At 72.4% G+C, this 10266-nt stretch carries 9 protein-coding genes; 5 read left to right on the top strand and 4 right to left on the bottom strand.

Annotated elements, in window-relative coordinates; all coding sequences use genetic code 11:
• Positions 1–74 precede the first annotated feature (74 nt).
• A complete protein-coding gene (locus tag AB0H75_RS49975; RefSeq protein WP_367809125.1) occupies positions 75–1517 on the bottom strand; it encodes an MFS transporter in 1443 nt (480 codons plus the stop codon).
• A gap of 147 nt (positions 1518–1664) precedes the next feature.
• Between AB0H75_RS49975 and AB0H75_RS49970 the strand changes: the two genes are divergently transcribed.
• Positions 1665–2303: a TetR/AcrR family transcriptional regulator gene (locus AB0H75_RS49970; RefSeq protein ID WP_367809123.1), complete on the top strand. Its 639-nt coding sequence runs from the start codon at positions 1665–1667 to the stop codon at positions 2301–2303.
• On the opposite strand, the gene AB0H75_RS49965 is transcribed toward AB0H75_RS49970, so the two are convergent.
• A complete protein-coding gene (locus AB0H75_RS49965) occupies positions 2293–3255 on the bottom strand; it encodes an NADP-dependent oxidoreductase (RefSeq protein ID WP_367809121.1) in 963 nt (320 codons plus the stop codon). The two genes, AB0H75_RS49970 and AB0H75_RS49965, sit on opposite strands and share 11 nt — an antisense overlap.
• A 120-nt stretch (positions 3256–3375) precedes the next feature.
• On the opposite strand from AB0H75_RS49965, the gene AB0H75_RS49960 reads away from it, so the two are divergent.
• Both AB0H75_RS49960 and AB0H75_RS49955 read left to right on the top strand, forming a co-directional pair.
• Positions 3376–4356 (top strand): GlxA family transcriptional regulator, encoded by a 981-nt coding sequence (locus AB0H75_RS49960; RefSeq protein ID WP_367809119.1) that lies wholly within the window; start codon positions 3376–3378, stop codon positions 4354–4356.
• A 29-nt stretch (positions 4357–4385) separates the two neighbouring features.
• Positions 4386–4703 (top strand): hypothetical protein, encoded by a 318-nt coding sequence (locus tag AB0H75_RS49955; protein WP_367809117.1) that lies wholly within the window; start codon positions 4386–4388, stop codon positions 4701–4703.
• A gap of 41 nt (positions 4704–4744) precedes the next feature.
• Here AB0H75_RS49955 and AB0H75_RS49950 read toward each other — a convergent pair whose 3' ends face one another.
• Positions 4745–5227, bottom strand: coding sequence for an RICIN domain-containing protein (locus AB0H75_RS49950; protein ID WP_367809115.1), 483 nt, complete (start codon positions 5225–5227; stop codon positions 4745–4747).
• Between the two features lie 258 nt (positions 5228–5485).
• Between AB0H75_RS49950 and AB0H75_RS49945 the strand changes: the two genes are divergently transcribed.
• Entirely contained in the window at positions 5486–6667 is a 1182-nt protein-coding gene (locus AB0H75_RS49945) for a hypothetical protein (protein ID WP_367809113.1), read from the top strand.
• A gap of 84 nt (positions 6668–6751) precedes the next feature.
• On the opposite strand, the gene AB0H75_RS49940 is transcribed toward AB0H75_RS49945, so the two are convergent.
• On the bottom strand, positions 6752–8428 hold the full coding sequence (locus tag AB0H75_RS49940) for an RICIN domain-containing protein (RefSeq protein ID WP_367809111.1): 1677 nt from the start codon (positions 8426–8428) through the stop codon (positions 6752–6754).
• A gap of 774 nt (positions 8429–9202) precedes the next feature.
• Here AB0H75_RS49940 and AB0H75_RS49935 point away from each other — a divergent pair.
• Positions 9203–10266: beta-L-arabinofuranosidase domain-containing protein (locus AB0H75_RS49935; protein ID WP_367809109.1), on the top strand; the 1064-nt coding region annotated here is incomplete at its 3' end.

The raw sequence follows: 10266 nt of genomic DNA, 5'->3' as shown, positions 1-10266 counted from the left end.
CTGGCGTTCCCGCGTCAGGCCGTTCGGCGGTCATCGGCCGGTTGGGGTGCTCCGGGGAACGGGGAGGGGGCCGGTCAGGCGTGCGCGCGGTCGTGCCGGGCGCGCAGGAAGACGGTGGCGATGAGGACGCCGAGCAGGACGAGGGCGGCGTTGGCCGCGACGGCGACGCCGACGCCGTCCAGGATCGCCGCGGCGGAGACCGCGCCGCCGGTCACGGCGGTGACGATCGCCGACATGACGGGCGTGCCCATCGTGATGCCGACCTGCTGGGACATCGAGGCCAGCCCGGTGGCCAGGCCCTGCTGGTGGTCGGGCAGGCCGCTGGTGGCGGTGACCATGAAGCCGACGATGGCCAGCATGTTGCCCACGCCGCCCAGGAAGGTGGCGGGCAGCAGCAGCCCCATCGAGGCGGGCGTGTCGCCGAGCAGGAGCAGCACGGCGGTGAAGGCCGCCTGCACCAGCCCGCCGCCGACCAGCACGGCCGTGGCGGAGGTACGCGCGATGGCCCGGGGGGCGAGCAGGCCGCCCGCCACGGTCCCCAGGCCCAGCAGGGCGAAGGAGATCCCGGCGACCAGGGCCGAGAAGCCGAGGGTCTTCTGCATGTAGAGGGTCAGCAGGTACACCAGGGACGTCTCGGTGACGAAGGCCAGCAGGCCGAGCACGTTGCCCCAGGCCACGGTGCGCTTCCTGAGCACCTGCACCGGGACGAGCGGCTGCGCCGCGCGGCGCTCGACGAGGTAGAAGACCACCAGCAGGGCGGCGCCGGCGAGCAGGCCCGCGAGCGTGGCCGGGTGGGTCCAGCCGTGCTCGCCCGCCTGGGTGAGGCCGTAGACGAGGGCGAGCAGGCCGAGGGTGACCGACAGCGCGCCGGGCAGGTCGATCCTGGGGCGCCCGGCGGGACGGGACTCGGCGATGACGGCGGGCGCGATGAGCACCACGGCCAGGGCGACGGGAACGTTGACGAAGAAGGCCCACCGCCAGGACAGCAGGTCGGTCAGGACGCCGCCGAGGATCGCGCCGGTGGTGAACCCGGCCGACATCAGCGCGCCGTTGAGCCCCAGGGCCTTGCGCCGCAGCGGCCCCTCGGGGAAGGAGGTGGTCAGCAGGGCCAGCCCGGCGGGGGTGGCGGCGGCGGTCGCGAGGCCCTGGGCGACCCGGGCCACGATGAGCACGTCGGGCGTGGGGGCGAGGCCGCCGGCGAGGGAGGCCGCTCCCAGCAGGGCGAGGCTGCCGAGGAAGATGCGCCGGCGGCCGACGAGGTCGCCGACGCGGCCGAGGAAGAGGGTGAACCCGGCGGCCGGCAGGGCGAAGGAGGTGGCGACCCACTGCAGGTTCGCCAGGGAGAAGCCGAGGCCGTCGCCGATGGCGGGCAGGGCCACGTTCAGGATCGAGAAGTCGACGGCCAGCATGAACTGGGCGACCAGCAGCACCGCGAGGGTGACGCGGAGGCGGCCGGTCAGGCGCCGGGGAGCGGCGTCGGCCGCCGGGGTGGCCGGCGGGGCGGTCGTGGAGGACATGGCGGGTTTCCTCTCGGACGGGGCGGCGTGCAGGGACGCCTGGCCGTAAACGGGTCTTTAGTTCCGTTAAGATGAGGGAACAGTAGCACCACCCATGCCCTAAAGGGAACTCCAGTCCCGATAAGGGTTGGACGAGAGGAGCCCGTCATGGCCGCCGACCCGCAACCCGGCGCCGTCCGCCCTGGTGGGCGTACCGCCCGCGTCCGCGAGGCCGTCCTGCGGGCCGCCGGCGACGTGCTGGCCGAGCGCGGCTTCGGCGCGCTCGACCTCGGCGAGATCGCCCGCCTCGCGGGCGTCGGCAGGACCACCCTCTACCGCCGCTGGGGCACGCCCGGCGCGCTCGCCGCCGACCTGCTGCAGGACATGGCCGACAGCTCCCTGCCCCGCTCCCGCAACGGCGACGTCGAGCGCGACCTGCGCGACAACGCCCGCCTCGTCGTCAGGACCCTCACCCACCCCCGCCAGGGGCGGCTGTTCAAGGCGCTGATCGCCGCCGCGCTCTGCGACGAGCAGGCCGCGCGGGCGCTGCACCGCTTCTACGCCGTCCGCATCGCCGAATGGGCCGGCTGCGTCACCGACGCGATCGAGCGCGGCGAGCTGCCGCCCGGCACCGACCCGCACCGGGTGATCGCCGCCGTCTCCGCGCCCCTCTACTACGCCCTGCTCAACACCGGCGACCCCCTCGACGACGCCGCCGCCGACCGGGCCGCCGCCGCGGCCCTGGCCGCCGCCCGCGCCGGGGCGTTCCCGCCGGCGGATCGCGCGGCCCCGGCAGTCACTCCGTGACGCTGAGGACGATCTTCCCCGTGGTGCGGCCGGTCTCTCCCAGCTCGTGCGCCTTCGCGGCCCGCGACAGCGGCAGGACGGCGCTGACGACGGGCCGCAGCCGCCCGGCCGCCACCAGATCGGCGACGGCGGCCAGGCCGGCGTGGTCCGGCTCGACCAGCATGAAGCCGGCACGGAGGCCGCGGGCCGCCGCGCGCGGCCTCAGCGCGTCGTCGGCCGGCGCGGCCAGGGAGACGAGCGTCCCCCCGGGGCGCAGGACGTCCAGCGAGCGGGGCCCGTAGTCGCCGCCCACGGCGTCGAGGACGACGTCCACGTCCTCGACGTCGGTGGCGAAGTCCCGGCGGGTGTGGTCGATGAGGTCGTCGGCGCCGAGATCGCGCAGGAAGGCGTGCTTCTCCTCGCGGGCGGTGCCGATCACGTACGCGCCGCCCGCCTTGGCGATCTGGACGGCGAGGTGGCCGAAGCCGCCGGCGGCCGCGTGGACCAGGACCCGCTGGCCGGGGCGCAGCCGCGCGGTGTCGAACAGCGCCTGCCGGGCGGTCAGCGAGACCAGCGGCAGCGCCGCCGCCTCGATGTGGCCGAGACCCGGCGGCTTGGCGGCGAAGTGCCGGGCGGGCGCGGCCACGTACTCGGCGTAGGCCCCGGCCTGGTGCGGGAAGCGCGGCATCCCGAAGACCTCGTCGCCCTCCCGGAACAACGTCACCCCCATGCCGGCGGCCTCGACCGTGCCCGAGACGTCCCAGCCGGGCACCGGCGGGTCGTCCCACAGCCCGAGGCCGCCGGTCGCCCGCTGTTTCCAGTCGGCCGCGTTCACCCCTGCGGCGTGGACGCGCACCAGCACCTCGCCCGGCCCCGGCTCCGGGCGCGGGAGGTCGGCCTCCCGCAACACGTCCGGCCCGCCCCATGCCGTCGCGACGACCGCACGCATCGTCGGTGTGATCCCCCTGCTCATGCTCCCTCTTCCCGATGAACGGACGTGGTCACGGCCGCCTCGCGCGGCCGCTGCCCAGCCTGCTCCAGGCGGCGGGCACCGGCCACCGTCCTGAAGGCCACCATGTGACAGGATCTGGCCATGCATCGCGTGGTGGTCCTCGCCCTCGACGGCGTCATCCCGTTCGAGCTGGGCATCCCGCACCGGGTCTTCGGCGAGGCGACGGGGGCCGACGGCCGGCCCCTGTACGCGCTGACCACCTGCACGATCGACGGCGAGCCGGTGACCAGCAGCGTGGGCCTCACCATCGGCGCCGGTCACGACGCCGGGGCGCTCGCCGGGGCCGACACGGTGGTGATCCCGCCGTCCACCGCCCTCGGGCCCGTACGCGAGCGGGGCCGCCTGCCCGGGCCGCTGGCGGCGGCGTTGTCCCGCGTCCGGCCGGGCGCGCGGATCGCGTCCATCTGCACGGCGTCGTACGTGCTGGCCGCCGCGGGCCTGCTGGACGGCCGCCCCGCCACCACGCACTGGCGGGAGGCGGAGCACTTCCGCCGCCTGTTCCCGCGGGTCCTGGTCGATCCCGGCGTGCTGTTCGTCGACGACGGGGACGTGCTGACCTCCGCGGGTGCCGCCGCCGGCGTGGACCTGTGCCTGCACCTGGTCCGCCGCGACCACGGCAGCGAGGTGGCCAACCGGGTCGCCCGCGGCTGCGTGGTGCCCCCTTGGCGCGACGGCGGCCAGGCGCAGTACATCGAACGGCCCGTTCCCGAGCCCGCGCAGGCGAGCACCGCCGGCACCCGGGCCTGGATGGTACGGCACCTGGACCGGCCCCTGACGCTGGCGCAGCTCGCCGCCCACGCGCACACGAGCGTCCGCACCTTCACCCGCCGCTTCCGCGACGAGGTGGGCATGACCCCGGGCCAGTGGCTGACCCGGCAGCGCGTCGAGCACGCCCGGCGGCTGCTGGAGAGCAGCGACCTGCCGATCGACGAGGTCGCGGAGCGCAGCGGGTTCGGCGCCCCGTCCTCCTTCCGCCAGCATTTCCGCGCGCTGGTCGGCGTGCCGCCTGCGCTGTACCGCCGTACCTTCCGCGGCGAGCGCCCGCCCGGCGGCCGCCGATAATGTCGGTGGCGTACGGCACAGTACCGTCCATGACCCAGACGCCTGTCGGCGCGGCCACGACCGACACCTCCACCCCGGGCACCCCCACCCCGGGCACCGCCCCTGCCACCGCCGACGCCCGCTCCACCGGCACCCGCCCCGCCGACACCCGCTCCACTGACGCCCGCCCCACCGGCACCCCGGCCGGCTCGCCCGGGACGGTCGGGCACCAGCCGCCGGTCTGCCCGGTCTGCGGCGGGGTGACCGTCGGCGTGGGCAGCTCCGACTACACCCCCGCCCGCGGCCGGCTGATCCTCACCCGGGGCTACTGCTCAGGAGCCTGCTCGCGCCCGGCGCCGCCCGCCTGACGGGGCCGCCCGCCCCGGGCGGAGCCGGGGATCGCTGGTCGTCAGACCCAGCGCTGGCCGGTGCTGCCGGTGTAGTCCCACTGGATGGCGTGGGCGCCGTTGTCGGTGCTGCTCGCGCCGATCGCCAGATACTTCCCGGTGCCCACGTTCCGGATGTAACCGGTGTCGCTGATCTCCCAGCGCTGGGAATCGGAGTCGAGGCAGTCCCACTGGACGGCGTGGGCGCCGTTGTCGGTGCTGCCGTTCCCTATCGCCAGGCACTTGCGGCTGTTGGCGTTGATGATTTTACGGTCGGCGTCGATGTACCAGAGCTGTCCGGTGCTGCCGGTGTATTCCCATTGGATGGCGTGGGCGCCGTTCTCGGTGCTGCTCGCGCCGATGGCGAGATATTTGTAACTGCCGAAATTGCGAATGCGATAGTAGCCGGGCGCCGGATTCGCCGTGAGGTCGCGGACGCCGGCGGTCGCCACGGCGGGCGTGCCGACCAGCGGAAGAATGGCGCCGACCAGGCTCGCGACCGCCAAGGAAACAAGGAAAGAACGAGCCATGTTCGTCGACCCCCGTCGTCCGACCGCTCTCCGTGGCGGTCCCCCGGCATCACCGATCTTGGGGATCGTACTCGCCGTTCCGCCGGAAGAAAAGCCCGCTGACGGAATGCGGGATTTCCCGGACTCGCCGCCTTGACCGAGCGAACGCGTGCGTGTTTCAATCCAGAATCCGCCGGCGGCCGTCCGGCGCGGGGTGCTTTTTTGTGGCGGGTCCGGGGGATCGGAGACACAGTCATGGAATTAGGTCGTCGTGACGCCGTCAGGCTGGGAATCACCGCGCTGGCGGGCGCCGGCGTGGCGGGGGCGGCCCCCGCCGCGTACGCCACCCGGCGGGCGGTCGGGCCGGTCAACCCCTACCCGGCGGGCGAGGACGACGCCGTCGTCGCGCTGCGCCACGCGCTGGACGACGCCGCCAACGGCATCGCCGGGCTGGCGGGGCGCGACGGCCAGGGCCGGATCATCGTCCGCGCCACGGCGAACCACCGGCACGTGCTCAGGGCCCGGCTGATCATCCCGGGCAACACCCACCTGGACGCGACGGACGCCCGGTTCGTCGCCGGCTTCACCTCGCCGAACTCCTCCGAGACGATGGTGCTCAACCACGTTCCCAGCGCGGCGACCGGCGGGTACGGCGCGCCGGGCAACATCAGGATCACCGGCGGCTCCTGGGACCCGATCTGGCAGTACGCCCAGGAGGGCAACCCGGTGCCGCCGTCGAACGTCATCACGATGCAGCACACGTCCGGCGTCGAGTTGGTCGGCCTCACGATCTATAACGTCAAGTGGTACCACGCCATCGAGCTCAACGCCGTGCGGAACGCCACCGTACGCGGCTGCGGCCTCTACGGCTGGATCCTCGACCCCCAGTACAAGGACAAGCGCTACCACGGCGAGGCCATCCAGCTCGACATCGCCGGCAGCCAGAACACGTGGGCGGGGGCGAAGGACAACACGCCCTGCACCGACATCCGCGTCCTGGAGAACACGTGCGACCATTCGGGGACGCAGGGCTCCTGGGGCACCCTCGTCGGGTCGCACACGGCCGTGTCCGGCGTCCGGCACGCGCGGGTCTGGATCGAGAACAACGTCGTGGCCAACACCAGCTATGACGCGATCACGCCGTTCAACACCGAGGCCGTGTACATCCGGGGCAACCGGATCACCGGCTGCAACGGCGGGGTGTACGTCCGGGCGTGCGAGCACGAGGTCAACCCGCTGACCACGGTGGAGATCACCGGGAACTCCGTGGGCCCGCTCGTCCCGGACTACAAGGGGCAGATCAGGTCGGGGATCGGGGTCATCGCCCGCCCGGACTCCCCGGTCAGCGACGTCCTGGTCAGCGGCAACACGGCTCCCTCGTTCGTCTACCGCAACCAGGAGTGGATGACCTTCCGCCAGCCGCCGCAGACGAGCTGAGCCCGAGCCGCGCCGTCACCCGCCCTCGCCCGCCCGTCCGTCACCCGCCCGTCCGTCACCCGCCCGTCCGTCGCCCGCGCGGTGTCAGCCCACCTTGACGAGCTGCCACTGCTGGTTGGCGCCGCCCCAGTCGTCGTACTGGACGATGTTGGCGCCGTCGGCGGTGGAGGCGCCCTGCACCTCCAGCGCCTTGTTGCTGTTGCGGTTGACCAGGCGGACGTACCCGCCGCCGGAGTCGGCCGGACGCCACTGCTGGTTGGTGCCGTTGCCGTCGGCCCATTGGACGATCGCGCCGCCGTTGGCGGTGGAGAAGTTGTAGACGTCCAGGACCTTGCCGGAGTGGCGGGACTTCACGCGGTAGTAGCCGCCGCCGGAGTCCACGAACTGCCACTGCTGCTGGTTCTGGTTGTTACGGGTCCACTGGGTGATGCGGCCGCCGTCGGCGGTGGAGAGGTTGTAGACGTCCAGGGCCTTGCCGCTGTTGCGGTTGACCAGGACGTACCAGGCGCTGGTGTCGATGCCGCCGCCGGGCGTCTGGGTCACGCCGGTCACGAAGGTCGTCACGCTGCGGGCGGGGAGCGTGGCGGTGAAGGCGCCGTTCGACACGGCGGCCGAGCCCTGGGGCGCCACGTTCCTGCTCGCGTCGGTCAGCCAGGACGAGACGCTGGACGCGGTGCCGCCGGACAGGGTGAACTGCTGGCTCACCGCGGAGGTGCCCTTGTTGAGCGCGACGACCACGACCGTGCCGTCACCGCCCTGGTACGCCGAGACGTAGACGTTCGACGCCGGGTTCGCCGTCGCGTCGATCCGCACGTAGCCGGGGCGGACGAACCTGGCGAAGTGCGCCATGTTGGCGCCGCGCTTGCTGAGCTGCCCGTCCTCGCGCATCGGGCCGTAGCTGCGCCGGATGTACCACCAGACGTACGCCTGGAACTCGGCGTCCACCATCGCGTGGTGGATGTGCTCCCCCACGTCCAGCGCCTGCGGCCAGAGGTCGGCCGAATCGGTGCTGTTGGGGTAGTAGACCTCGGTCATCCAGAGCTCTTTGCCCGCGCCCTTCTGCTTGAACAGCGGGTAGGGGAAGTTCGCGTACGGCGTGCCGTAGAGGTGGGCGCCGATGATGTCCACGTTGGCGAGCGCCGCGGGGTCGTTGAGTATCGGGTCCGACATGTTCTTCAGGTACTGGAAGGACTCGGGCGCGATGACCCTGGTGCTGATCGAGCCGGCGTTCTCCTTCAGGAACCGGACCATCTCGGCGGGGGTCCACCACGTCCACTCCTGGGCGTAGTCGGGCTCGTTCTGCACGGAGATGCCGTACAGGTTCACCCCGTTGGTGCGCATGTACGCGGTGAAGTCGTTCAGGTGCTGGGCATAGGCGCCGTACATGTCGTACCTGAGGCGCCTGGCGTTGGTCTGGCCGCCGCGGACGAAGGTCTCGACCATGCTCGCGGGCGGGTTCCAGGGCGAGGCCATGACGGTCGCCCCCAGCTCGACCGCGCGCCGCGCCGTGGCCAGGTCGCGGCTCCAGTCCGCCTGGTTCTCGGGGACGGGGATCCGCAGCACGGAGAACCCCAGCCGCCCTTCGCCGGAGCCGAACGCCGTGTCCCGCTGGGCGGCGGTCAGGTCGCCGATCCAGGCGGCGTGGGTCATGCCGCCGAAGCCCCGGATGGTCTGCCTGCGCGCCGACGGGTTGATGACCACCGCGGCCGCGGCGGCGCCGGCGGCCGGAGCCGCCGCGGCGAGGACCGGCAGGGCTCCCATCGTCGCCAGGACGGTTCTCCGGCTCAGCGATCTGCGATCGCGCGGACCTTGCGTCACGTCTCCTCCTGTGGCTGGTCGCTGATACGCGCTGCTCACGGCCCTTCGGCGCCGGTCCTCGCCGCTCCGGCCGGGGGAGCGTTGCCAGCACACCGTGACGCGGAGGAATGCCCAGGTCAGGTCACGGGGGACCGCCTGGCACCGCTTGTTCGCGTTAACATCTCCTGCAGGAAAGTAAGGCCCTGACTGAGACTCGTCAACCACCCGGCCAGAAACTTAATGAAGATCAACTGCTGGCGATCTCGGCCGCGGGAGCGCTCTCCTGCCGTCCACCCACGGAGGGGCAGCAACTTAACCGGCGATCTCTCGCAAATTACTCTGGCGTTCCCCGTTAACATCTGTGAAACTTTCACCAGCGCGAGCAGTACAGTGCGATCGTCCCGGCGAGGAAAACCCCAGGCGGGAGGGCGTTCCGGCGGCGAGGCCCGGTCCTGGAAGGGGCACCCCTCATTGACTCCGGGCGTGACTGTCGGATGTACTCCGCGGCAACGCGCTCTACCGAGCCGGGTGTTAACGCTAACAGAATGTTCCTCCGCGATTCGGCAACGGAGCCCTGGATGTTCCTTCTCACCCCTCACCACGGCACAGGAGCCCTGTCGGCCGCACTCCCGCTCTCTTCCTCCGATGGCGTGTTAGCGCTAACACAAACCGGAGAGCGGCCTCGCCGAGGACCTGACCGGCGGACGTCCGCCACCCCCCGCCCCTGAGGAGCCCCCCATGTCCTTGAGCCGTCGCCGGCTTCTGCAGGCCGCGGGCGCGACCGCCGCGCTCTCGGTCACCGGCCAGATCGCCGGCGCCTCCCCCGCCCTGGCCGCACTCCCCTGGGCCAGATCCGACCTCGGCGTCTCGGCCTACGAGTTCGACCTCGGCCAGGTGCGCCTGGACTCCGGCCGCTTCCTGGACAACCAGAACCGCACCCTCAGCTACCTGCGCTTCGTGGACGTGGACCGGCTCCTGTACGTCTTCCGGGCCAACCACCGGCTGTCCACCGGCGGCGCGGCGACCAACGGCGGCTGGGACGCGCCCACCTTCCCGTTCCGCTCCCACGTCCAGGGCCACTTCCTGACGGCATGGGCCCAGTCCTACGCCGTGCTCGGCGACACCACGTGCCGGGACAAGGCCACCTACATGGTCGCCGAGCTGGCCCGGTGCCAGGCCAACAACGGCGCGGCCGGGTTCACCAGCGGCTACCTGTCGGGCTTCCCCGAGTCGGACATCACGGCCCTGGAGAACCGTACGCTGAGCAACGGCAACGTGCCGTACTACTGCCTCCACAAGACCCTGGCCGGGCTGCTGGACGTCTGGCGGCTGATCGGCAACACCCAGGCCAGGACCGTGCTCCTGGCCCTGGCGGGCTGGGTGGACACCCGCACCTCGCGGCTCAGCTCCAGCCAGATGCAGGCCATGCTCGGCACCGAGTTCGGCGGCATGAACGCCGTGCTGACGGACCTGTACCAGATGACCGGCGACTCCCGCTGGCTGAACACGGCCCGGCGCTTCGACCACGCGGCCGTGTTCGACCCGCTGGCGGCGGGCCAGGACCGGCTCAACGGGCTGCACGCCAACACGCAGGTGCCCAAATGGATCGGCGCGGCCCGCGAGTACAAGGCCACGGGCACCACCCGCTACCGCGACATCGCCGCCAACGCCTGGTCCATCACCGTCGGCGCGCACACGTACGTGAACGGCTCCAACAGCCAGGCCGAGCACTTCCGCGCCCCCCACGCGATCGCCGGCTACCTGGCCAGGGACACCAGCGAGGCGTGCAACACCTACAACAT

This window comes from Nonomuraea sp. NPDC050783 (assembly GCF_040802095.1).
Lineage (GTDB): Bacteria > Actinomycetota > Actinomycetes > Streptosporangiales > Streptosporangiaceae > Nonomuraea.
This window is presented reverse-complemented; position numbering and strand designations above follow the sequence as displayed.